Raw genomic sequence first — 21,298 nt, 5'->3', positions numbered from 1 at the left:
GGGGTCCACTGACTTCGTCATTGCGAGCGCAGCGAAGCAATCCAGACTGCCTCCGCGGAAAGATTCTGGATTGCTTCGCTGCGCTCGCAATGACGGTGTATGTTGCGGCTGCGTCGCAACAGTTGAGAGGGCACCATGGCCTTTCGTTCCCGCCGCGAAAAACTGCGCTCGATCCTGTCGGGCGGGACTTGCGTCCATCCCGGCTCGGTCTACGACGCCATCTCGATCCGCATCGCCGAGGATCTCGGTTTCCCGCTCGGCATGTTCGGCGGCTCGGTGGCTTCGCTCGCGGTGCTCGGCGACCCCGACATCACGCTGATCACGCTCACCGAGCTTGCCGAGCAGATGCGGCGGATGTCGCGTGCGGCGGCACTTCCGGTGCTGGTCGATGCCGATCACGGCTATGGCAACGCGCTCAACGTGCGCCGCACGGTGCAGGAGCTGGAAGCGGCGGGTGCCGCCGGCCTCACCATCGAGGACACGCTGCTGCCGGCTGGCTTCGGCGAAGCGAAGACGCAGCTGATCTCGCTGGAGGAGGGCGTCGGCAAGATGAAGGCGGCACTCGACGGCCGCGGCGATCCCTCGCTCGTCATCATGGGTCGCACCGGTGCGGCCTCGATCACCTCGATCGAGGATGCGATCCGCCGCGCCAGAGCTTATGAGGCTACCGGCGTCGATGCGCTGTTCTTCACCGGCATCAAGTCGCGCACCGAGCTCGAGGCGGTCGCATCCGCCACGCGCCTGCCGATCGTGCTCGGCGGCGCGCCGGAGGAGTTGAACGTGCTCGAATACCTTGCTGGCCAGCGCGTGCGCATCGCGCTTCAGGGCCACGCGCCGATCGCGGCCGCAACGCAGGCCGTCTACGAGACGCAGAAGGCGCTGCGCGACGGCACTGCGCCGAAGAATCTCAAAGGCCTTCCGTCGTCGGACTTGACCAGCCGCGTCACGCGCGAGGCCGAGGTCAAGGCGCGCAGCGCCGATGTCCTCGGACTGAAACAATGAGCCGGGCGATCCTCCAGGTCATGATCCGCGGCCGCGTGCAGGGCGTCGGCTATCGGGCCTGGCTCGAATATCAGGCGACGACGTGCGGCCTCGAAGGCTGGGTCCGTAACCGCCGTGACGGCAGCGTCGAAGCGCTGTTCGCGGGACCGCCAAAGCACGTCGCCGACATGGTGGCGCTGTGCCGCCACGGCCCGCCGTCCTCGCGCGTCGACAATGTCACCAGCGAGACGGCCGACGTCGATGAGCTGAACTTGCGCCGGGCAGGGGAGGCGTTTTCGGTGTTGCCGACGGTGTAGCTGAAGAATTACCGCGGCAGCTTGGCGATCGCTTCGCTCAATTCGTGGATCTCGTAGGGCTTGCGCAGGATCGGGAAATCGCCGCGCACGCCGGCGGCGACTTCGCTGTAGCCGGTGGCGAGCAGGATCGGCAGGCCGGGGCGGATCTGGCGGAGGTGATGGGCGAGGCTGAGTCCGTCCATCTTGCCGGGCATGACGATATCCGAGAACACGAAGTCGACGCCGTTCTTCTCTATCTCGCTCAAAGCGGCTTCGGCGTCCGCGACCCGGCGCACCTGATAGCCGAGCTGCTCCAGAAGACCGATGCTGACGGCGGCGACGTCCGGATTGTCCTCGACTAGCAGCACCGTGCCGCTGCCTTGGAACGCCGGTTCTCCCGCCGCCTCGCGCGACGGTTCGTCTTCTCCGCGCGGCAGGAGAATGGTGAAGGTCGTGCCCTTGCCGAGCGCGCTCGCGACCCGCACCGTGCCGCCGGCCTGATGGGCGAAGCCGTGCACCTGCGAGAGACCGAGGCCGGTGCCCTTTCCGATCGGCTTGGTTGTGAAGAACGGCTCGAAGATCTTGTCGAGAACGTCGGAGGGAATGCCGAGGCCGGTATCGCTGACGTCGATCGCGATGAATTGGCCCACGAGGGGGTCCTCGTCGAGCACGAGATTGCGCGCTGCGATCGTCACCGTGCCTCCGTCGGGCATCGCGTCGCGGGCATTGATGACGAGGTTGAGCAGCGCGGTCTCGAGCTCGGAAACGTCGGTCCTGATCGGCCAGACGTCGCCGCGGACGTCGAAGGCCAGGCGCACGGAGCTGCCGACGCCGGCATCGAGCACCTCGCGGATCGCCGCGATGCGGTCGGCGAAGTCGATCGCCTGCGGATTGACGCTCTGCCGCCGTGCGAAGGTGAGGAGCTGGTTGGTCAGCGCCGCGCCGCGCCTGGTGGCGGTCTCGATCGCCGAGATCGCGCGCTGCAGCTTGGCTTCGTCGTTGGCCCCTCGCTTCAGCATGTGCAGGCTGCCGCTGATGATCATCAGGAGGTTGTTGAAGTCGTGGGCGACCCCGCCGGTGAGCTGGCCGAGCGCATCGAATTTCTGGGATTCGGCGAGCTGCTTCTGCATCGCCTCGAGCTTGAGCTGGGTGTTGCGGCGCTCGGTGATGTCGCGCGTGATCTTGGCGAAGCCGACCAGCTCGCCGGCCTCGTAGATCGGATCGATCACGACGCTCGCCCAGAAGAAGGTGCCATCCTTGCGGACGCGCCAGCCTTCCTCCTCATAGCGGCCCTTTTCCCGCGCGATGCCGAGTGCACGGGCGGGCTTGCCGTTGGCGCGGTCGGTCTCGGTGTAGAAACGGGAAAAGTGCTGGCCGAGGATCTCCCCAGGCGAATAGCCCTTGATGCGCTCGCCACCGATGTTCCAGCTGGTGATTCTCCCGGTGGGATCCAGCATGTAGAGCGCGTAGTCCGCAACTCCTTCAACTAACAGGCGGAAACTGCGTTCGCTTTCGAACAAGTCCCTCTGCTGACTAGACTTCTCGACCATTCCCGGACCCTGCCTCAACGGGGGCAAACGCAGCACGTGGCGGATTGTTCCCGGAGGTTGAAACATTTTTAGGCAACATTGCGAGCCCGTATGCAGGACGCAAACCAGCAGACGCTCGCAGCGTTAGAGGCGATCTTGTAAACGGGGTCAGACCGCCGCCACGCTCCGAAACGTCGCCGCCACCGCGCGCAATGCCGCGAGCTTGGCGAGATCGCTGACCTTCGAATGGAGCATCACCTTCGAGCTGCCGAGTTTTGGCAGCTTGTTGGCGAGGCCGACATCGACCAATCCGGGAGGGGCGATCCGCCGCGCCAGCGGTGCGATTGCAAGTCCGGCAAGTGCGGCCGCGACCACTGCCGTGACGCCGCCGCCGACAAAACGCTCGCGCCAGGCGAGGCCGGCCTTGTCGAGCGCGCGTACGGCGATGGCGCGGACCCCGCAGGGCGGAGCGAGCGTCGCGAGCGGCAAAGGCTGCCCCTTGGGCACGGTGAAGCGTCTCGATGCGAACCAGCCGAATTCGTCCTCGGCCAGCTTCTCTCCGCCGCGTCGGCTGCCTTCCTGGCGCACGATCACCGCATCCAGTTGGCCAGCATCATAGGCCTCCTGCATCTCGCGCGAGAAGCCGATGGTGACGGCGAGCGTGAGGTTCGACGACATCGCATGCAGGCGTTCAAGCAGCGGTACCAGCTCCGGCCCCGCAGCATGGTCGGAGATGCCGAGCGAGAGCGACTGCGCGACTGAGGCCTCGCCCGATAGCGCGCGATCATGCGCCGCGATCAGCGCGCGGGCGCGATCGAGGAACGTCGCGCCGTCTGCCGTGAGCCGGACCGCGCGTGGCGAGCGCTCGACGAGACGTTTTCCCAGCAGTGTCTCCAGCCGCTGCAGCTTGAGGCTGACGGCCGCCTGAGTCGTGCCAAGCGCTTCGGCGGTCCGCGTAAAACTCTGGAGGTCGCCGACCAGCAGGAAGGCCTGGACGGTGGCGATATCGAGCGTTGCTGTCATTATGATATCTTATCACTGGTATCAACAGAGATAAGATACCAAAATGTCGATGGCGGGTCTAGCTTCTCCCCAACGCCGCGCAACACCTGCGCGACATCCGAGGAGAACGACCATGCCGCTGATCACCGTGTCCTACACCACCTCCCGCCAGTCGCCCTCCCTGAAGGCCGACATCGCGAGCGCCGTGTCCGAGCTCACCGCCAAAATCCTGCACAAGGATCCTGAGGTCACCGCCATCATCGTGAAGTCGGTGGAGGCGGGCGACTGGTTCGCCGGCGGCAAGTCGCTCGCGGAGCAAAAGCTCGCGAGCTACTGGATCGACATCCACGTCAGCGAAGGCACCAACACCAAGGACGAGAAGGCCGCCTATCTCGCCGCGATGTTCCAGCACATGGCCGGGATCCTGGGCCCGCTGCATCACGAGACCTATCTGCATGTCGACGAGGTCAAGGGCGACGCCTATGGCTTTGGCGGCCTGACCCAGGAGCGGCGCTACATCGCCGGCAAGCTCGAGGTCTCGCCGGAGAAGGCATGAGGAGCGAGGCCGCGGGTGAACAACCGCACCCGCGGCCTCAACCGGCTGCCAGGGATCGTCAGCTCGCTATGCGAAACTGAACTTCGTCCTTGTTCAGGAAACAGGTCTTGTCGAACAGCTTCACGTCGAGCGGGTTCGGCAGCCTGACATCGTCCAGGTCAGGGCAGGGCTTGAGCGAGGGATCATAGGAACGGTCGATCTGCGAGATGAAGACAACGATCAATCCCTTGTCGCGCGCGAATGCTTTCAACGCGCGCACCTGAACGGTGAGGTCGGGATTTTCCCGCCGCTGGTCGAGCAGTTGCAGATAGTCGATCACCACGACCGTGCCGCGCGGTGCTGCGGCCATCTGCTTGACGACGTAGTCGGCACTGATGACGTCGGAGCAATCGACCTCGAAGAGTTTTTCGAATTGCGCTGGGTCCGCGCCGATCACCCGAAAACGATCCAGAACGTCTTTCTCGGTGTATTCGAGCGAGAAGAACGCGGCGCGGTGGCCCGACCGCATCGCCTCCACGGCAAGCGCGAGGCTCATCAGGGTCTTGCCCTGGCCAGGGCGCGCGCCGACCAGCACCAGGTCACCCGGTTGGAATTGCAGGAAAAGCCGGTTGGCGGGCGTCGCTGCGGCCGCTTTCGCCGCCAGGATGCTCCAGGCGGAAAACCCTTCCGTCACGGCGATGCGGTCGAGCGCATCGTGCAGCGGAATGCCTTCCCCGCGGGACAGGCGCTTCGCTCTTCGCTTCAGATGATAGATGGGTGCAGACAGTCTCATCGCTAAAACCTCCCATTGCGAGCTGAAACGCAACCCCTCCTTATGCCTGGCGCTCGAACAGTCGGTCCGATGATCAATTCGCCCGGTATGAAATGTACTTTCCCGGCGGAGGGGGGAGGCGTGGGCGACACCGGAATCGAGCGTAGCTGATTCCGGGTTTGCGGAGAATGAGAGAGACCAGAAGTTAGGCCGCCGCTTCCGGCACAAGCGCCCGGGTCGGCCCGAACAGCTCCTCGAAGGCCTGCCGGAGCGCGACGTCGACATCGGCCATCGTCACGAGCTGGCCGAGATCGACCAGCGAGGTGACGCCGTAGCGGGGATCGGCGACGCCGCAGGGCACGATGCCGGCGAAATGCGACAGCTCCGGCTCGACATTGATGGCGATGCCATGAAACGAGACCCAGCGCTTCAGCCGGACGCCGATGGCCGCGATCTTGTCCTCGTGCTCGGGTCCCTTGTCGGGCCGCTTCACCCAGACACCGACCCGGTCCTCGCGCCGCTCGCCAAGGATGTTGAAGGCGGCGAGTGTCCGCAGAATCAGCTCCTCCAGGCTCGCGACATAGGCCCGGACGTCCGGGCGCCGGCGCTTCAGGTCGAGCATGACATAGGCCACGCGCTGGCCGGGCCCGTGATAGGTGAGCTGACCGCCGCGCCCGGTGGCAAAGGTCGGGAATCGGGCATCGAGCAGGTCGGTGGCCTTGCCCGAGGTGCCGGAGGTGTAGAGCGGGGGGTGCTCCAGCAGCCAGACCAGTTCCGGGGCTTCACCGGCCGCGATCGCCGTGACGCGCGCCTCCATGTCAGCCACGGCCTCCGGATAGGGCACGGGCGCGTCCGAAATCCGCCACTCCACGGGCTCGCCGGAGGAGGCGGAAAACGACGTCAAATCGAGCTCTTGACGCTGGTTTTGGAGGGGGTTTCGAGGTGAATTAACCATTGGCTAACCATAACCAGGTGATGATCGCAGGCGCAAATTCCAAGTCCCTAGTCCTAGTCCCAAGTTGCGGTGGTCCTGAAGTGCCTACTCTCGACAAAGTCACCGTGGATCTCATGGTCGTCCTCGGGACGACCACCATGCCGATCCATCAGGTATTACGTCTTTCCCGCGGCGCCATCATCGAGCTGGACGCAACCGAGGCCGACGAGGTCAAGGTTTTGGCCAATAATCTGCCGGTCGCCTCCGGCGTCGTGCTGGTCGACCGCAACCGCATCGCGGTCGAGGTCAAGCAGATGCTGCCACGTATCCCGGGCACGCGGTAGCGGCCTGGGCACGCAGTAGCGGCCCGAGCAGGCGGAAAAGGCCGATCCCGGCGCAAGGAGCCGGAACTTTCCTGCCAAGCTTGTGGAATTCAGGGCCTTTGGAGGCTTGTACCCCTCTGGCGGATTTGTTAGATCGGCGCCGTTGATCCGGTTGGCCTTCAAGCCTCAAGCCGGCATCCCCAAAAGCGCTCGTGGCGGAATTGGTAGACGCGCTGCCTTGAGGTGGCAGTGAGTAAAATCGTGGGGGTTCGAGTCCCTCCGAGCGCACCAAGCAAACAGACACGCGAGGGATCTTTTCGCGATCTTCAGTGCCCGCCAGGTTCGCACTACGAACCCTGGCATGGGGCCTCCAGAAGTCTCCGATTTTTGATCTCCCGGCCGAGGGTTCGCTCCGTCGGCGCGGTCCTCGTTCGCGACCCGTCATCACTGCGGCAAGGTCAGCAGGAGCCACGTGCCCGCGGCCACACAGGCGATGCCGGCAGCGCGTGCAATCCAGCGTCCGACCGGCGTGACTTTCTCCAAAAGTACAAGCAACGATAAAAGCGCGATCCAGAGTACGTTCATCACGCCGCCCACGAACAACAGCGCCATCAAAACCCAGCAGCAGACGACACAATAACCTCCATGCCGAAAGCCCAGCAGCACGCATCCTCGCAGCTCGCTGCGAAAGCCGCCGTGGCGCATCAGGAATAGAAACGGCGACTGGCATTGGGCGAGACAGACGTCTTTGAGCCGCGTCCATTGATAGATGCCCGCCGCGATCAGCACGATGGCGCCAAGCACGTTGCTCGCGATCGCCATCCGGGAATTCAGCAGGGCGGCCCGCTCGATCGCCCATTGGAGCAAGGTGGCTGCCAGCGAAAAGCCGCACCAGGCGAAAAGATAACCGGCGGCAAACCAGCCGGTCGCGGCGAATGGCTTGCCTTGCGCTTTGCCCTGTCGGCCTACGCGGGCGTACATCAGGATCATGGGCGCGGCCGAGGGAGCCATCATTCCGATCATCATCACCGCCCACATCAGGAACACATAGGCGAACTCGATCGTTCGCCACGGCGCGTTGGCCGGCAGCATGATTCCGGTCCCGGCCGGGATCATCCGGAACTCGGTCATGTCCATGCCGCCCATGTCCATGTCGTTGGCGAGCCAGAGCACATAGCTCCATGCCAGCGCGACAATGACGCCGATCGCGCCGCCGACGATCCAGCGATCGCGCCGCAGCACGGCTTCCATGGGGCTGTCCGTCATTTGCGATCGATGTTGTGCGATCGATGTCGCCGGCCGCCGATGCAGGCCGGTATCGGGAGTTGCATCACACCTGGTTCGACCAGCGGATCGGCGCATAGAGGCCGTTTCTGCCGGAATTATCCCAGCGCATGCCATGATCGCTGAAGGTATTGCCGGCGGCGCCAACGGCCATCACCATTGCGTCGGGGCTGACCGGATGGCCGATGTTCGTCCACATCTCGCCGCTCGGATGCATGGTCGGTAGCGGATTGACCGACATGTGCAGGATGCCGGGGATTTCCGCGGACCGCGTCTTGCCGTCGATCCGGAACGTGATCGGGACCTTGCGCACCCCGAGGTTCTTGCTGATCAGCGGCGCGAACGCAGCCATGGGACCACCGGCGCCGCCGGTGAAGATTGCAGCCAAGGCCTCGGTCTGGTCATCGTTGGCGCGCTGATCGATATAGGCGGCGACCGACCAGTCTCCGTCCGCCATCACCCCAGGTGCGTGGAGGATGACGAGCACATTCAGCTCATCGAGCGCGATATCGCCATAGCGGCCGGTCTCGATGTGGAAGATCAGCGGTACGTTGCAGAAGCCCTCAGTCGGTCGCGCGGTCAACGGGGGCGCCGCCGACACCAGGCAGGGACACACGATGCTGCAACTGCAATTCTCGAAATAGTCACCGGAAAGGTGCCATGGGACATCCGCCACTGCTGTCTCCCGCTTGGCCGAACCCGATAGATGCTTTCGAATGAGCTACGTAGAGTTGAAAATTACGCTTGGTTGGGAAGCGGCGCAAGCCGATTCCACCGACGCCGGGCTTCTCTGGATTGGTCCGCGTCGGCAAGCACTTCCTCCGGCGCGGATGACCGGGGAACGATGGCCGTCGGAATCGCATTGCAGTCGGTGAGCTCGCTGCGGAAATGCCGGCTCCCGGCGCGCGGCCATGTTCCTGATGGTGAAAGACGATGAGAGACAGCGCGTCGGAAGTGACCGACATCAGCGACGCCGTTCACTTGTGCATCGACATGCAGAACATTTTCGCTCCTGGCGGTCTCTGGGAGACGCCATGGATGGCGAGGGTCTTGCCGACGATCGCCTCGATCGTTTCGCGCCATCAGGCCAGAACGATCTTCACGCGATTCATCACGCCCGAGGACCCGGAAGATCGGCCCGGACAGTGGCAGCGCTATTTTCGTCGCTGGCGCGAAGCGACCCGCAAACATCTGCCGCCATCCGGTCTCGAACTCGTGCCGGCCCTGAGCGGCTTCGTTCCGCCGGCTGTCGTCATCGACAAGCCGGCCTATTCGGCATTCAGCAATCCCGGCCTCGCGAGCCTGCTCGTCGAGAAGAACGTCGGCACAGTCGTGATCACGGGCGCAGAGACTGACGTCTGCGTGCTCTCGACGGTCCTGAGCGCCGTCGATCTCGGCTTTCGGGTCGTCATCATCGAGGATGCGCTGTGCAGCTCGTCCGACGTCGGCCATGATGCGCTCATGACGATGTACCGCACCCGCTTTCACGGCCAGGTCGATCTGATGACCGCCGAGGAATTGGCGGAGTTCTGGCGGGAGTAGGGGACGATCCGCTCAATTGACATTGTCGCCGAGCATGTTGTGGAAGGCGGTGGCGACGGCGGCAATGCCGCTGGCGCCGTGCATCAGCGCGATCTCGCCCTGCTGCTCGTGGCGGATGGCGTGGGCCATCACACGCAGGCGCAGATCGCCGCCGCTATGCCACATCTGGTCGGCCATCTTGACTGCGCCTGCGTGATGCTTGCTCATCGTTTCGACGAACAGCGTGTCGAATCGGTCCGCCGGCGCGGCCTTGACCTGCCGCATCTCGGCCTGTGTCAGGAAGCCCGGCATGGCGGCACGTTCGTCCGAGCTGCAATCGGGCATCTCGGTGTCGAACCAGCTCAGCCACCACGTTTCGAAAATCCGGTTCTCGCCGGTCTGGCTTGCGACCATCAGCATCGCCAGCTTTCGCAGATGCGGGTCCTGTGCGCGCTCTGCGGCAATCCGCGCCAGCGCGATGCCCTGGGCGTGATGCGCGGTCATGTGACGGATGTAAGTCTGGTCGGCGTCCCTGTCGCGGCCCATCCACGGCGGCTCGTAACCATGGCTGCCGAACAACGCGGCCGCGCCGAGCAGTGCGATCAAAGCCAGCGCGCCGGTGATCCAGGCGTTGGTGAAGCGAACATCGCGCGCGGGTGCCGCGCCTCGTCTCCAGCGCAACCGGGCGAACAGGGGGTACATCACCGCCGAGGAGCTGTGGACGAGCAGGCCGATCCAGTAGGGCTGCTGCAGCGTGAACAGCGGCTGCCAGAACGGAAACAGCGGCACCAGCACGAACCATTCCATGCTTGACGAGAACACGGCCCAGGGCAGCGCGAGCAGCAGGATCGTGAGCGGCCGCAGGTCGGCGGTCCAGCGCCCGAGCACACCGAAGAACACCAGCGCCCAGGAGAAGTCGGCCCATTGGTGGAAGGCGATCCCGGCAAGGATCGCGCTCCACGACGGCTCCGCGCTGATCGCCCAATCGCGTGCGGGGATGGCGGCCACCGTCATCCAGTCGACGGCGGCATCGCGTCCGATGCGCGCGGCGAAGAGCTGGCTGACGATGGTCGAGAAGGTGCTGCTGATCAGGCCGAGTTCGGCAGCGGCGACCCAGCGCGAGCGTCGCCGTGAGGCGCCTTTATCACCGGTGCGAATTGAATTGGAAATGGTCGACGGCGCGGCGGCGTTCACGTCAGCTGATTGAGTTTCTTCAACGGATTGAGCTCGCTCGGCTTGCTCTGTTCGTCCCGGCCGCGCTCCGCTTGCTCCTTGCCTTCCTCATGGAGATCCTGATCGCCGACGATCTCGCCGACGGCCTGTTTCGCCTTGCCAGCGATCCGCTGACCGAGGCCCTTGGTCTTGCTCATGGTCTGCCTCCAGGCTCACGCCGCCACCCCGGCGCTTGAAGGGGGATGAGCGCCAGGGCCGCGGTTTCGTCTGTTCGGCCTCCGGCAGGGGGGACGTCGGAAGCGTTGAATGAGACTCTCTGACTCGCTGATGGTTCCTCGGCCGTCATCGTGCGTCGAGTGCAATGATCACGCCTTCATTGCCGCGGAGCAGGATGGAGGCGTCCGGCAACGGCTCGGACGGCAGGTCGAGATGCGTGGATATCAGCAGACGGCCGCGACCTTGCCAGTGCCATTTCCGCGGCTCGGCGGCGATGTTGAGCGCAACCAGAATGTCGTTGCCGCCATGCGTCCGCCTGTAGGCCAGAACGTCGTTCTGCGCGCGTAGTGGCTCGTAGCCGCCGTGGCGCAGGCACGCGTGCTCGCGCCGCAGCGTCATCAGCGCGCGAAACAGCGCCAGGATCGAACTTGGGTCGCGCTGCTGCGTGGCCACGTTGGCCGCGCCGTCGGGCGGCTCGAGCGGCAGCCATGGATCGCCGGTTGTAAAGCCGCCGTTGCTGCTGTCATCCCATCGCATCGGCGCGCGTTCGGGATCGCGGCAAAGGCCATACCCCGGCACGAGCTTCTCGAAGGGATCGTGGACGCGGTCGGGCGGAATGGGAACGCGCTTGCGGCCGATCTCGTCGCCCATGAAGAAGAACGGCGTTCCCCGCAGTGTCATCAACAGCATCGCCAGCACGCGCATTTGCGCGTCGCCGATCGTGCTCGCGATTCGCTGCTTGTCGTGGCCACCGATCACCCAGACCGGCCATGCATGATCCGGGATAGCGTTGAAATACGCGTCGATCGTTGCTTGCAGGGACAGCGCGTCCCATTGCGAGTCCAGCAGCGCGAAATTGAGCGGTAGATGCAGGCGCGGTCGGTCGTTGCCGTAGAAGTGGCCGATGCGGTCGGTCTTGCCCTGGACTTCGCCGCACAACATTCGTCCCGGATACCCGTCGATCACCTCGCGGATGAATTCGATGCAATCCATCGTCTCCGGGCGATCGTCGGTAAAGACGGGCGTCTGGCGCTGCGGCGGCGGCTTGCCTTTCGCTCGCGGGTTATGCGGATTGTCGCGCAGCAGCGCGTCCTTGATCAGGACCGCGCTGGCGTCGACGCGGAAGCCGTCGACGCCGCGATCGAGCCAGAAGCGCATGACATCGGCGATCGCGGCGCGCAGCTGCGGGTTGCGCCAGTTCAGATCGGGCTGCTCGACCAGGAAGGAATGGTAGTAATATTGCCGTCGCGCCTCGCACCATTCCCAACCGCTGCCGCCGAAGCGGCTCAGCCAATTGTTGGGCGGGCCGCCATTCTCGGCCGCGTCGGCCCAGATGTACCAATCGGCCTTCGCGCTGTTCCGTGAGCTGCTGCTCTCGACGAACCACGCGTGATCGTTCGCGGTATGGTTGGGCACGAGATCGAGAATCAGGCGGATCTCCGCCGCGTGCAGGGCCTTGAGCAGGCGGTCGAACGCATCGAGGCTGCCGAACGCAGGGTCGATGGAGCAGTAGTCCGAGATGTCGTAGCCGAGGTCGCGGAACGGGCTCTTGGAGATCGGCGTCAGCCACACCGCGTCGACGCCGAGCCATTTCAGATAGTCGATGCGCGATGTCAGGCCGGCAAGGTCGCCCTTGCCGTCACCGTCCGAGTCCTGGAACGAGATCAGTGCGATTTCGTAGATGACGGCGGATTCCCACCACGCACCTTCGTTACGGGACGCCTCGCTCATTGCCTTGCATCACTGTCTTGCATCACCTCGTCGTGCTTCGTCAGGTCCGCCCCGCCGTGGCGTGCGCTGCGATCTGCTTGGCAGCGGTTCGGGCGCCCTCGATGCCCTTGGGATAGCCGCTGCGGTTCGGATACAGCTTGCGCCCCGCATCGCGCGGTGGCCGCCGCGGCTTGGTGTCTTGCGCGGCGCGGTAGTCGAGCATCGCGATGCCGCCGACCATCAGCAGCGCCAGCGCGATATTGCCCTTTTTGGGATTGTCCGCGGTCAGCCCCGAGAGCAGCGCGGCGGCATCGAGGCCGTCACCGCCGACGCGGGCCCACAAGCCGGCGTTCTTGTCGACGGAGAGCGACATGATCCCGGCAAGGATCTCGCGCACGCCGAAGGCGCGGACCAGCGTCTCATGGCCTTCCATGCCCAGCGTTTCCGTGACGCGCCGCGGCGCGAAGAATTCGACGACGCCGAGGCCAATGCTGAACCAGCCGAGCGCACGCGCGAGCTGGTCTTCGGTCCGCTTCAGGCTCGGGCCGCCGGCGACGATCTTGGGGTCGCCCTTGGTGCGAACGATGTTGGAGAAATGGAACATGGATATTGCTCCTCAGGGCTTCAGCACGACCTTGACGCAGGAGTCGCGCTTGTCGCGAAACACCTGATACATCTCGGGGCCTTGGCTGAGCGGGACGGTGTGGGTGATGACGAAGGACGGATCGATCTGGCCTTCCTCGATGCGATGGAGCAGGTCGTCGGTCCAGCGGTTGACGTGAGTCTGGCCGGTGCGCATCGTCAGGCCCTTGTTCATGAAGGCGCCCATCGGAAGCATGTCGGAGAATCCGCTGTACACGCCCGGCACCGAAATGATGCCGCCGGGCCGGCACACATAGATCATCTCGCGAAGAACATGCGGCCGGTCGCTCTCCACCATCACCATCTGCTTGGCGCGGTCGAGCAGCGTGTCGGGCAGGGAGGCCATCACATGCGACTCCATCCCGACGCAATCAATACACTTCTCGGGGCCTCTGCCGTCGGTGAGCTCCTCGAGCCGCTCCAGGACGCTTTCGTTTTCGAAGTTGATGGTGGTGGCGCCGCCGGCTTCGGCCATGCTGAGCCGCTCGGGCAGGCAGTCGATCGCGATCACCTGGTTGGCGCCGAGCAGGATGGCGCTGCGGATCGCCATCTGTCCCACGGGCCCGCAGCCCCAGATCGCGACCGTGTCGGTCGGCTCGATGTCGCATTGCACGGCTGCCTGCCAGCCGGTCGGGAAGATGTCGCTGAGAAACAGCAGCTGCTCGTCGGGAATGCCGGCGGGCACCTTGATATGGGTGGCATCGGCGAACGGCACGCGCAGATATTCGGCCTGACCGCCCGGATAGCCGCCGGTCAGATGCGTATAGCCGAACAGGCCGGCGCCCGAATGACCAAACGCCTTTTCCGCGAGATGACTCTTGCGATTGGTGGTTTCGCAGACCGAGAAATTGCCGCGCTTGCACTGGTCGCATTCGCCGCAAATGATGGTGAAGGGAACGACGACGCGGTCGCCCTTCTTCAGCTTGCCGTCGACGCCGGAGCCGACCTCGACCACTTCGCCCATGGTCTCGTGGCCCATGATGTCGCCGGGCAGCATGCCCGGAATGTAATTGTGAAAGAGGTGCAGGTCCGAGCCGCAGATGGCGCAGCTCGTGACTTTGATGATGGCATCACGCGGATCCTGAATCTCAGGATCGGTGACGGTGTCGCAGCGAATGTCTTCCTTGCCGTGCCAAACCAGCGCCTTCATCTCTGTCCTCCCGCGAGCTACGAGGCATCCAAGTCGAACAACGAACGATGGTTGCTATCGCACGTGGAAAATCTTCGCACCGCACAGTCTTCGGCGGGAGGTTTGCTTCGGCGGGAGGTTTGGCCTGGATAGGAACGAGAGGCGGTTGCAGCCATTGGAGCGTCATCAACGTCATCGCGAGAATACGAGAAGGATACGCTCATGCCCGCCAATCAACTTGCCGTCGTCACCGGCGCCTCCACCGGCATCGGCCTGGAACTCGCAAGATGCTGTGCCCAGGCAGGTTTCAACCTTGTCATCGCGGCGGATGAGCCCGAGATCGAGAGGGTGGCCGTCGATCTCCGCAGGCTCGGCGCCAGCGTCGAGCCAGTCGAGGCAGATCTCGCTACCACCGACGGCGTCGACAAGCTCTGCGCCGCGGTCGGCGACCGGCCGATCGACGCGCTGCTGGCCAATGCCGGCGTCGGCCTCGGCAAGGCATTCCTCGATCAGGATTTTGCCAGGATCAAGCACGTCGTCGACACCAACATCACCGGCACGCTGTATCTGATCCATCGCGCCGGCAACGAGATGCTCCGCCGCAATTCGGGCCGTATCCTGATCACCGGCTCGGTTGCCGGATTCACGCCGGGCAGTTTTCAGGCGGTCTACAACGCCAGCAAGGCGTTTCTCGATTCATTCTCTTTTGCGCTCCGCGAGGAGCTGCGCGACAGCGGCGTCACCGTTACCTGTCTGATGCCGGGCGCCACCGAAACGGAGTTCTTCCGCCGCGCCGACATGATGGACACCAAGGTCGGCACCGAGCAGAAGGATAGTGCCTACGACGTCGCGAAGGCCGGCTTCGACGCCATGTTGCGCGGCGAATCCGACATCGTGACGGGAATGAAGAACAAGATCCAGACCACAATCGCCAACGTCACGCCGAACGAGATGTTGGCCAAGCAACATCGCAAGATGGCGGAGCCGGGCACGGCGAAGTCGTAGAACGATGCTCTCGCAATCTCTGCTGGGCGGTGCGGCCGATCCCGCAGACAGACACAAAGGAGCACGCCGATTCACATAGCCTAATGCGCAAAGCTCCCCGAGCCCTCAGACTGGTTCGGCTGGAAAAAGGGGGCTGCGATGCCGATGGATCGCGTCGAACAGGCCTTTGTCGCAACGGCAATCACGGGTTTTCTGGTGATGATGGCGGCGATCGTCTGGATGATGATGGGCTGATACCGGGGAGGGCTGCTGTTTGCGGATCGCATTGCCCTATGCTGCGGTGCTTTTGTGCCTGGCGGTGACCGCTTGGCTCGCTTTCGCGCTTCTGTTCTGATCGCCGTCCGGCTCAACCGTTCGGATCGGAGATGAGCGCCGCCAGCCGCTGCGCCATCGCAGGCAGATCGATCGGTTTCTCCAGGATGGGCACGTCGTGGAATTCCGGACTGATCGCGACCTTGTCGTATCCGGTCGTAAAAATGAAAGGTATGTTCCTTGCCTTCAGTTCGCGCGCCACAGGAAAGATCATTTCACTGCGGATGTTCACGTCGAGCACAGCGGCATCCAGGATGCCGCCGTCACGCAGGATACTGAGCGCGTCATCGAGATCACCGACCGGCCCCGCGACCTCTGCACCGAGCGCCTGACATGCCTTGCCGATGTCATCGGCGAGAAAATATTCGTCCTCGACAATGAAGATGCGCCGCCCGCTGAGCGGCGACCGTGGACCTGACGATCCAGCCGAAATCGCCATGGTACCTTCCATCCCTTGCCTTCCATAGGAACATTGGGCGGTGACCCGCCTTGGTATAACGATACAACCGATAGTGGGTTCCATGAGCAACCGCGACATCATCGTCATAGGTGGCTCGGCCGGCGCGACCGCGCCGCTGAAGCAGATCCTCGGCCGTCTCCCGCCCGATCTGCCCGCGGCGGTGTTCATCGTGCTGCACATCCCGGCGCAGGGCATCGGCATTCTCTCGACGGTCGCCAGCAGCGCCGGCCCGCTCCCGGTCCGGCAGGCCGAAAATGGCATGAAGATCGAGCCCGGCCAGGTTTATCTGGCCGCACCGGACCATCATCTGCTGCTATCCGAGGATCACGTGTTCCTCGGGCGCGGTCCGCGCGAGAACATGGTCCGGCCGGCCATCGACGCCCTGTTCCGCTCGGCCGCCATCAACTACGGCCCGCGCGTCATCGGTGTGCTCCTCAGCGGCCTGTTGTCCGACGGTGCGGCCGGTCTCAACGCCATCAAGCGTTGCGGCGGAACCTCGGTGGTTCAGGACCCCTCGGACGCCATCGCCGATGAAATGCCAAGAAGCGCCCTGGAGGCGACCATCATCGATCTTTGCGTCCCTGGCGCCGGCATGGGCGACGTTCTGTCGGATCTCGCCAGGGAGGTTGCGGGTGCCGCGCTGCCGATCCCGCCCGAGATCCGGCTCGAGGTCGAGATCGCGGCGGGCGAGCGGATCGGCAGTGACAGTCTCGTCTCGATGGCCGATCCGGTTGCGCTGACCTGTCCGGCCTGCGGGGGCGTGCTGTCCGAGATGAAGGAATCGCACCCGATGCGCTTCCGTTGCCAGGTGGGCCATGCCTTTGCCGCCGACATCCTCGCAAAAGAGCAGGAGGGGCAAGTGGATGAAGCCCTGCGGGTCGCACTGCGCATCATTGAGGAGCGGGCTGAGTTGGTGCAGCGCATGGCCTCGGACGGACGGCGCAACGGCCGGCCTGCGGTTGCCGAGATGTACCAGGCGCGGGCTGCCGAATATCGCGAATATGCCGACATGATCCGGAGGGTCGTGCTAAAGTCGCTCGATCCTCCGGTTCGCAAGCGGGAGGCCTGAGGAGGTCGCCATGACCATTTCCCTCGCCGAATGGACCGAGCAGCTCGATACCGAGCGCCGCCATCTGATCAAAGCCGATCGGGATATCGAGGAGGGTTCGCAGCGCATCCGCGATCAGGAGGATCGGATCCGTGAACTCAGTGCCGGTGGCCACGACGCCGGCCAGGCGGAGCGGTTGGTCGAGGTGCTGAAGCAGACCCTGACGGAATGGCTCCGCCACCGCATCCTGATCGAGCAGCGGATTAGCTATCTCCGGCAGCAAGTCGGTCCGGAGTGATCCAGGGGGCGTTGGCAGGCCGCCTAAGCTCCATGCCGAACACCCAATGCTCGCCGTACGGAACGCAGCGTGACGTTTCCGCCTTGCGCCTGTTGGGATAATATCAATTCTGCTATTTCCGGCGAGCGGGCGTCCTCTGGTTCCCGTCACTGAATGAGGCTATCGAGACCATGCATGAAATCGGCGACCAGCCGGTCGAAAGAGAGCGCCAGACCAGGTCTCCGCTGATCATCGGGGTGGGCGCCGCGCCGACAGCTCTGGATAGCGTCGAGCGGTTCTTTTCCAAGCTGACCGTGGGCGCCGACCAGGCCGTCGTGCTGGCGTTCCAGCATCATGAGGCCCTCGACGAGCCGCGGCTGCGCCAGATCGTGCGAAATTCCCACGGTGGCAAGATTTCCGACGTCGGCAATGACCAGACCATCGAGGGTGGCACGATTTATCTGTGCCCGCCCGCGATGATCACGACGATCCACGGCGGTCGCTTCGGCGTCCGCCCGGCCGAGCAGGCGCCCGGCGAGCGGGCCACGATCGACAGCTTCCTGGTGTCGTTGGCGGAAGAACGCGCCGAGCAATCGATCGGCGTGATCCTGTCCGGCATCGGCGGCGATGGCACACTGGGTACCGCGACACTGAAGGACCACGGTGGCCTTGCCATCGCCGAAAAAGGCGCGAGCGACGAGGCGGATCATCTGAAGGACGCCGATACGCCGGCCGCGATCGCCGACTACGTGCTGACCGCCGAAGACATCGCCGAGCACATTCAGGTCTATGCCCGTCATCTGCGCCGGCTGGAGGAGAAGCAGGGGTTCGACGAGGTGCTGGCCGCTGCAGCGACCTCGCTGTCGCGCATCGCCGACATCCTGCGCAGCAAGACCGGCAATGATTTCCACGGCTACAAGCAGAACACCTTCCTGCGTCGCGTGCAGCGGCGGATGCAGGTGGTCCAGATCGGCGACATTTCCGCTTATGTCGATTTCCTGCGCAACGACCAGGACGAGGCGCAGCACCTCTTCAACGACCTCTTGATCGGCGTCACCGAATTCTTCCGCGACAACCGCGAATTCGAGGTGCTGGAGAGCCAGATCGTCCCGAGGCTCTTCGAAGGCAAGGACGCGAGCCAGCAGGTTCGCGTCTGGGTGCTCGGCTGTGCCACCGGGGAGGAGGCCTATTCGATCGCTATCCTCCTGCGCGAGTACATGGCCAAAATGGACTCGCCACCGCAGGTTCAGATCTTCGCGACCGACATCGACGGACGGGCGCTGGCGGCTGCGCGCGTCGGCCGCTATCGCACCAAGATCGAAGCGGAGATGACCGGCGAGCGCCTGGCGCGCTGGTTCGTGCGCGAGGGTGATACCTATTGCGTGGTCAAGGAGCTGCGCGAGATGTGCATCTTCTCGCAGCACAACGTCATCAAGGACGCACCGTTCTCGAAGCTCGATCTCGTCTCCTGCCGCAACCTGCTGATCTATCTGAATGCCGAATTGCAGAACCGGGTGATCCCGCTCTTTCACTTCGCGCTTCTGCCGGATCGTTACCTGTTCCTCGGCAATTCCGAGAACGTGACGCGGCATCCAAAACTGTTCGTACCGGTCGACCGCCGCGCCCGCATCTTCAAGAAGCTCGAGACCGGAACGCGGCTGCCGCCGGAATTTCCGATCACGACCGCCGCGGGGAAGGCAAACCTCGAGATAGCGCCAGCGCGCTCCTTCCGCCCCGACATTGGGCTGGAGCGTCGCGCGCAGCGGATCGCGGAGCGCTATGCGCCCGCCTATGTCATTGCCGACAGCAACTTTCAGGTCCTGCACTTCTCCGGGCGCACCGGACGCTACATCGAGCCGACGGCAGGCGCCGCCACGCTCGATCTGCTCCAACTCGTCCACCGCGATCTCCGCCTGGACCTGCGCGCGGTGCTCAGCCGCGCGTCGGAGACGAACGAGCCGGCCCATGCCGAGCAGGTTCAGCTCGGCGCCAACGGCCAGCACATTCCCGTCGACATCACGGTGGAGCCGATCCAAGAGGGCGGCAGTGGCGATCGCAATTTCGTCGTCCTGTTCAAGGACGGCCCGGTGCGCGCCATCGATGCCGACGAAGGCAAGCCCAATGCGTTGGTGCAGACCGAGCATGTCGAGCGTATCGAGGGCGAGTTGCGGGCGACGCGGGAGCGCCTTCAGGCAACCATCGAAGAGCTCGAAAGCACCAACGAGGAGCTGAAGTCCTCGAACGAGGAATACCAGTCGCTCAATGAAGAGCTTCAGTCCGCAAACGAAGAACTGGAAACCTCACGCGAGGAACTGCAGTCGGTCAACGAGGAATTGACCACCGTCAACGGCGAGCTGGCTCACCGCGTCCAGGAATTGACGCGCGCCACCAGCGACCTCGAGAATTTCCTGGAGAGCACGCAGATCGCGACCGTATTCCTCGACAACGATTTGCGCGTGATGAACTTCACGCCGGCGATTACGCAGGTTCTGCATCTCGTCGAAACCGACAGAGGCCGCCCCATCGCGCACATCAAGGCCCGCATCCCGATCGAGGAGCTCTATGACGACATTCGCGGCGTGCTGCGGACGCTTGCCATCGCCGAGCGCGAGCTGAGGGATCCGGACAGCGGCACGCGCTACATCGTGCGCATCCTGCCCTATCGCAGCATCGACAACTTCATCGCGGGGGTCGTGATCACCTTCGTCGACATCACCGCCATTACCCGCGCCGAGGAGCGGCAGCGCCTGCTGCTGGCCGAGCTCCAGCATCGGGTCCGTAACACGCTCGGCGTGGTCCGCTCGATCGCCCGTCGCACGGCCGATAGCAGTTCGACGGTCGAGGAGTTTGCGTCCCATCTCGATGGCCGCCTCAACGCATTCGCCCGAACCCAGGCGTTGGTGACCCGCGATCCCGAGGGCGGCGTTGATCTCGAATACCTCGCGGTCGAGGAGCTGCTGGCCTATAATGCCAGGGAAGGTGAGCAGGTACGGGTCAGCGGCCCCACGGTGCGTTTTCAGTCGAAGGCCGCGGAAACCTTCGCCCTTGCCATTCACGAATTGGCGACCAACGCGCTCAAATACGGCGCCCTGAGCCGGCCGACTGGTCGCATCGAGATTTCCTGGCGCCTCGAGCAGGGCACCGACCCGGCGGAGCTGGTGTTCGAGTGGCGGGAGCGCGGTGGGCCGCCGGTTGCGCCGCCGCCGCACAAAGGATTTGGGGCCGAGCTTCTGGAGCGCACACTCGCGTTCGAGTTCAAGGGGCAGACCAGGTTGGCATTCAATCCGAGGGGACTGGAATGCACGATCACCATGCCCCTCAGCAAGCGGGCGTTTCATACACCGGCGGTGGCCAACTGATGCCCTTGTCGACGCTAGATCGCAGCCAGGTGGACCCGGTCATTCGCCGGCTAAACGTGCTGAGGCCGTTGTCGATGGAGGCCCGCACCTCGCTCGAATACGCAATGCTCGAAGGAATCCAGCGTGCAGGGGCGGGCGAGGATCTGATCTCGGAGGGCGATCCGGTCGACAGCGTGCGCCTCGTGCTGTCGGGCTGGCTCTGCCGCTACAAGACGCTGGAGGACGGCCGGCGCCAAATTGTCAATTTTCTCTTTCCCGGCGAAAGTTGCGACGCGCACGCGTTCCTGTTGTCGGTGATGGATCATTCCATAGCGGCGATGACGCCGGTCGTCTACACCGAAATCAAGCGCGCGCGGTTCGAAGGTCTCGTGGCTGCCGACCGCGCGCTGGCGGAAGCATTCTGGTGCGAGACGCTCGTCAACAACGCGATCCAGCGCGAATGGGCCATCAATCTCGGCCGCCGGGTGGCCTTTGAACGCGTGGCCCATCTGTTCTGCGAGATCATCGAGCGGCTGCGTCCTGTCGGGATGGTCGAGGGCAATTCCTGCGTGATGCCGGTGACGCAGATGGATCTTGCGGACGCCACCGGCCTGTCGGTGGTCCATCTCAACCGCACGGTTCAGGAGCTGCGTGCCTCCGGCCTGATCGTGCTGCGCGATCGCACGCTGACCATCACCGATCTCGATGCGCTCAAGGACGCGGCGCTGTTCTCGCCGAGCTATTTGCAACTCTATCGACGGGCCTAAGCGTCTTCTCGGCTGTTCCGAGATACTTGATCCAGGTTAGCGTT

Annotated in this window: 22 protein-coding genes and 1 tRNA gene; 11 read left to right on the top strand and 12 right to left on the bottom strand. The window is 64.2% G+C overall.

Annotated features, from left to right (window positions below; all coding sequences use genetic code 11):
- Positions 1-135 precede the first annotated feature (135 nt).
- Positions 136-1,002 carry an isocitrate lyase/PEP mutase family protein gene (locus AC0L3K_RS18395; RefSeq protein ID WP_219683999.1) on the top strand — a complete coding sequence of 289 codons (867 nt, stop codon included), beginning with the start codon at positions 136-138 and terminating at the stop codon, positions 1,000-1,002.
- A complete protein-coding gene (locus AC0L3K_RS18390; protein ID WP_219683998.1) occupies positions 999-1,298 on the top strand; it encodes an acylphosphatase in 300 nt (99 codons plus the stop codon). Before AC0L3K_RS18395 ends, AC0L3K_RS18390 begins: the two co-directional genes overlap by 4 nt.
- 8 nt (positions 1,299-1,306) lie before the next feature.
- On the opposite strand, the gene AC0L3K_RS18385 is transcribed toward AC0L3K_RS18390, so the two are convergent.
- Both AC0L3K_RS18385 and AC0L3K_RS18380 read right to left on the bottom strand, forming a co-directional pair.
- Positions 1,307-2,827, bottom strand: a complete 1,521-nt coding sequence (locus AC0L3K_RS18385; protein ID WP_219683997.1) for a PAS domain-containing sensor histidine kinase — start codon at positions 2,825-2,827, stop codon at positions 1,307-1,309.
- Between the two features lie 147 nt (positions 2,828-2,974).
- A complete protein-coding gene (locus AC0L3K_RS18380; RefSeq protein WP_473366561.1) occupies positions 2,975-3,829 on the bottom strand; it encodes a LysR family transcriptional regulator in 855 nt (284 codons plus the stop codon).
- A 112-nt stretch (positions 3,830-3,941) separates the two neighbouring features.
- Here AC0L3K_RS18380 and AC0L3K_RS18375 point away from each other — a divergent pair, with 112 nt between their 5' ends.
- Entirely contained in the window at positions 3,942-4,364 is a 423-nt protein-coding gene (locus AC0L3K_RS18375; RefSeq protein ID WP_219683995.1) for a tautomerase family protein, read from the top strand.
- Between the two features lie 58 nt (positions 4,365-4,422).
- Here AC0L3K_RS18375 and AC0L3K_RS18370 read toward each other — a convergent pair whose 3' ends face one another.
- Positions 4,423-5,136, bottom strand: a complete 714-nt coding sequence (locus tag AC0L3K_RS18370) for a DNA helicase (RefSeq protein ID WP_219684119.1) — start codon at positions 5,134-5,136, stop codon at positions 4,423-4,425.
- 184 nt (positions 5,137-5,320) lie between these two features.
- Positions 5,321-6,070 carry a lipoyl(octanoyl) transferase LipB gene (gene lipB, locus AC0L3K_RS18365; RefSeq protein WP_473366560.1) on the bottom strand — a complete coding sequence of 250 codons (750 nt, stop codon included), beginning with the start codon at positions 6,068-6,070 and terminating at the stop codon, positions 5,321-5,323.
- A gap of 80 nt (positions 6,071-6,150) precedes the next feature.
- On the opposite strand from lipB, the gene AC0L3K_RS18360 reads away from it, so the two are divergent.
- Both AC0L3K_RS18360 and AC0L3K_RS18355 read left to right on the top strand, forming a co-directional pair.
- Positions 6,151-6,393, top strand: a complete 243-nt coding sequence (locus AC0L3K_RS18360) for a FliM/FliN family flagellar motor switch protein (RefSeq protein ID WP_007603171.1) — start codon at positions 6,151-6,153, stop codon at positions 6,391-6,393.
- 185 nt (positions 6,394-6,578) lie between these two features.
- Positions 6,579-6,663 (top strand) — tRNA-Leu (locus AC0L3K_RS18355).
- 153 nt (positions 6,664-6,816) lie between these two features.
- Here the strand turns inward: AC0L3K_RS18355 and AC0L3K_RS18350 are convergent.
- Both AC0L3K_RS18350 and AC0L3K_RS18345 read right to left on the bottom strand, forming a co-directional pair.
- Complete coding sequence (locus tag AC0L3K_RS18350) at positions 6,817-7,638, bottom strand: DUF2182 domain-containing protein (RefSeq protein ID WP_219684117.1); 822 nt, start codon at positions 7,636-7,638, stop codon at positions 6,817-6,819.
- A 64-nt stretch (positions 7,639-7,702) separates the two neighbouring features.
- Positions 7,703-8,332 carry a DUF1326 domain-containing protein gene (locus AC0L3K_RS18345; protein ID WP_007603175.1) on the bottom strand — a complete coding sequence of 210 codons (630 nt, stop codon included), beginning with the start codon at positions 8,330-8,332 and terminating at the stop codon, positions 7,703-7,705.
- Positions 8,333-8,589: 257 nt separating this feature from the next.
- On the opposite strand from AC0L3K_RS18345, the gene AC0L3K_RS18340 reads away from it, so the two are divergent.
- Positions 8,590-9,198 (top strand): cysteine hydrolase family protein, encoded by a 609-nt coding sequence (locus AC0L3K_RS18340; protein ID WP_219683993.1) that lies wholly within the window; start codon positions 8,590-8,592, stop codon positions 9,196-9,198.
- Positions 9,199-9,210: 12 nt separating this feature from the next.
- On the opposite strand, the gene AC0L3K_RS18335 is transcribed toward AC0L3K_RS18340, so the two are convergent.
- The 5 genes from AC0L3K_RS18335 to AC0L3K_RS18315 all read right to left on the bottom strand — a co-directional run bounded on the left by AC0L3K_RS18335 (position 9,211) and on the right by AC0L3K_RS18315 (position 14,068).
- Complete coding sequence (locus AC0L3K_RS18335) at positions 9,211-10,371, bottom strand: DUF305 domain-containing protein (protein ID WP_219683992.1); 1,161 nt, start codon at positions 10,369-10,371, stop codon at positions 9,211-9,213.
- On the bottom strand, positions 10,368-10,547 hold the full coding sequence (locus tag AC0L3K_RS18330; protein ID WP_007603181.1) for a CsbD family protein: 180 nt from the start codon (positions 10,545-10,547) through the stop codon (positions 10,368-10,370). The genes AC0L3K_RS18335 and AC0L3K_RS18330 overlap by 4 nt, the downstream gene beginning before the upstream one ends.
- Before the next feature lie 145 nt (positions 10,548-10,692).
- Positions 10,693-12,297, bottom strand: coding sequence for an alpha-amylase family glycosyl hydrolase (locus AC0L3K_RS18325; protein ID WP_219683991.1), 1,605 nt, complete (start codon positions 12,295-12,297; stop codon positions 10,693-10,695).
- Between the two features lie 40 nt (positions 12,298-12,337).
- Positions 12,338-12,880: a hypothetical protein gene (locus AC0L3K_RS18320; RefSeq protein ID WP_219683990.1), complete on the bottom strand. Its 543-nt coding sequence runs from the start codon at positions 12,878-12,880 to the stop codon at positions 12,338-12,340.
- 12 nt (positions 12,881-12,892) lie between these two features.
- Positions 12,893-14,068, bottom strand: coding sequence for a zinc-dependent alcohol dehydrogenase (locus AC0L3K_RS18315; RefSeq protein WP_219683989.1), 1,176 nt, complete (start codon positions 14,066-14,068; stop codon positions 12,893-12,895).
- Positions 14,069-14,269: 201 nt separating this feature from the next.
- Between AC0L3K_RS18315 and AC0L3K_RS18310 the strand changes: the two genes are divergently transcribed.
- Complete coding sequence (locus tag AC0L3K_RS18310; protein ID WP_007603189.1) at positions 14,270-15,052, top strand: SDR family NAD(P)-dependent oxidoreductase; 783 nt, start codon at positions 14,270-14,272, stop codon at positions 15,050-15,052.
- Positions 15,053-15,398: 346 nt separating this feature from the next.
- On the opposite strand, the gene AC0L3K_RS18305 is transcribed toward AC0L3K_RS18310, so the two are convergent.
- Positions 15,399-15,803, bottom strand: a complete 405-nt coding sequence (locus tag AC0L3K_RS18305; protein ID WP_219685673.1) for a response regulator — start codon at positions 15,801-15,803, stop codon at positions 15,399-15,401.
- Positions 15,804-15,885: 82 nt separating this feature from the next.
- Here AC0L3K_RS18305 and AC0L3K_RS18300 point away from each other — a divergent pair, with 82 nt between their 5' ends.
- The 4 genes from AC0L3K_RS18300 (at position 15,886) to AC0L3K_RS18285 (ending at position 21,254) form a co-directional block, all read left to right on the top strand.
- Positions 15,886-16,893 (top strand): chemotaxis protein CheB, encoded by a 1,008-nt coding sequence (locus tag AC0L3K_RS18300; RefSeq protein WP_219685672.1) that lies wholly within the window; start codon positions 15,886-15,888, stop codon positions 16,891-16,893.
- Between the two features lie 10 nt (positions 16,894-16,903).
- Positions 16,904-17,170 (top strand): hypothetical protein, encoded by a 267-nt coding sequence (locus tag AC0L3K_RS18295; protein WP_219685671.1) that lies wholly within the window; start codon positions 16,904-16,906, stop codon positions 17,168-17,170.
- A gap of 170 nt (positions 17,171-17,340) precedes the next feature.
- Complete coding sequence (locus AC0L3K_RS18290; RefSeq protein WP_219685670.1) at positions 17,341-20,508, top strand: CheR family methyltransferase; 3,168 nt, start codon at positions 17,341-17,343, stop codon at positions 20,506-20,508.
- The gene (locus tag AC0L3K_RS18285; protein WP_007603201.1) at positions 20,508-21,254 is read left to right on the top strand and encodes a Crp/Fnr family transcriptional regulator; all 747 of its coding nucleotides are present in this window, start codon (positions 20,508-20,510) and stop codon (positions 21,252-21,254) included. Before AC0L3K_RS18290 ends, AC0L3K_RS18285 begins: the two co-directional genes overlap by 1 nt.
- Positions 21,255-21,298: the final 44 nt, after the last annotated feature.

It is taken from the genome of Bradyrhizobium sp. MI1.10 (genome assembly GCF_055811035.1).
The sequence above is the reverse complement of the archived record's forward strand: the minus strand, read 5'-3'. Positions and strand labels throughout refer to the sequence as shown.

Excerpts from the sequence above, each read along its gene's own strand:
- AC0L3K_RS18395 (WP_219683999.1), top strand. The coding sequence starts at position 136 with ATGGCCTTTCGTTCCCGCCGCGAAAAACTGCGCTCGATCCTGTCGGGC.
- AC0L3K_RS18390 (WP_219683998.1), top strand. The coding sequence starts at position 999 with ATGAGCCGGGCGATCCTCCAGGTCATGATCCGCGGCCGCGTGCAGGGC.
- AC0L3K_RS18385 (WP_219683997.1), bottom strand. The coding sequence starts at position 2,827 with ATGGTCGAGAAGTCTAGTCAGCAGAGGGACTTGTTCGAAAGCGAACGC.
- AC0L3K_RS18380 (WP_473366561.1), bottom strand. The coding sequence starts at position 3,829 with ATGACAGCAACGCTCGATATCGCCACCGTCCAGGCCTTCCTGCTGGTC.
- AC0L3K_RS18375 (WP_219683995.1), top strand. The coding sequence starts at position 3,942 with ATGCCGCTGATCACCGTGTCCTACACCACCTCCCGCCAGTCGCCCTCC.
- AC0L3K_RS18370 (WP_219684119.1), bottom strand. The coding sequence starts at position 5,136 with ATGAGACTGTCTGCACCCATCTATCATCTGAAGCGAAGAGCGAAGCGC.
- lipB (WP_473366560.1), bottom strand. The coding sequence starts at position 6,070 with ATGGTTAATTCACCTCGAAACCCCCTCCAAAACCAGCGTCAAGAGCTC.
- AC0L3K_RS18350 (WP_219684117.1), bottom strand. The coding sequence starts at position 7,638 with ATGACGGACAGCCCCATGGAAGCCGTGCTGCGGCGCGATCGCTGGATC.
- AC0L3K_RS18340 (WP_219683993.1), top strand. The coding sequence starts at position 8,590 with ATGAGAGACAGCGCGTCGGAAGTGACCGACATCAGCGACGCCGTTCAC.
- AC0L3K_RS18330 (WP_007603181.1), bottom strand. The coding sequence starts at position 10,547 with ATGAGCAAGACCAAGGGCCTCGGTCAGCGGATCGCTGGCAAGGCGAAA.
- AC0L3K_RS18325 (WP_219683991.1), bottom strand. The coding sequence starts at position 12,297 with ATGAGCGAGGCGTCCCGTAACGAAGGTGCGTGGTGGGAATCCGCCGTC.
- AC0L3K_RS18320 (WP_219683990.1), bottom strand. The coding sequence starts at position 12,880 with ATGTTCCATTTCTCCAACATCGTTCGCACCAAGGGCGACCCCAAGATC.
- AC0L3K_RS18315 (WP_219683989.1), bottom strand. The coding sequence starts at position 14,068 with ATGAAGGCGCTGGTTTGGCACGGCAAGGAAGACATTCGCTGCGACACC.
- AC0L3K_RS18310 (WP_007603189.1), top strand. The coding sequence starts at position 14,270 with ATGCCCGCCAATCAACTTGCCGTCGTCACCGGCGCCTCCACCGGCATC.
- AC0L3K_RS18305 (WP_219685673.1), bottom strand. The coding sequence starts at position 15,803 with ATGGCGATTTCGGCTGGATCGTCAGGTCCACGGTCGCCGCTCAGCGGG.
- AC0L3K_RS18300 (WP_219685672.1), top strand. The coding sequence starts at position 15,886 with ATGAGCAACCGCGACATCATCGTCATAGGTGGCTCGGCCGGCGCGACC.
- AC0L3K_RS18295 (WP_219685671.1), top strand. The coding sequence starts at position 16,904 with ATGACCATTTCCCTCGCCGAATGGACCGAGCAGCTCGATACCGAGCGC.
- AC0L3K_RS18290 (WP_219685670.1), top strand. The coding sequence starts at position 17,341 with ATGCATGAAATCGGCGACCAGCCGGTCGAAAGAGAGCGCCAGACCAGG.
- AC0L3K_RS18285 (WP_007603201.1), top strand. The coding sequence starts at position 20,508 with ATGCCCTTGTCGACGCTAGATCGCAGCCAGGTGGACCCGGTCATTCGC.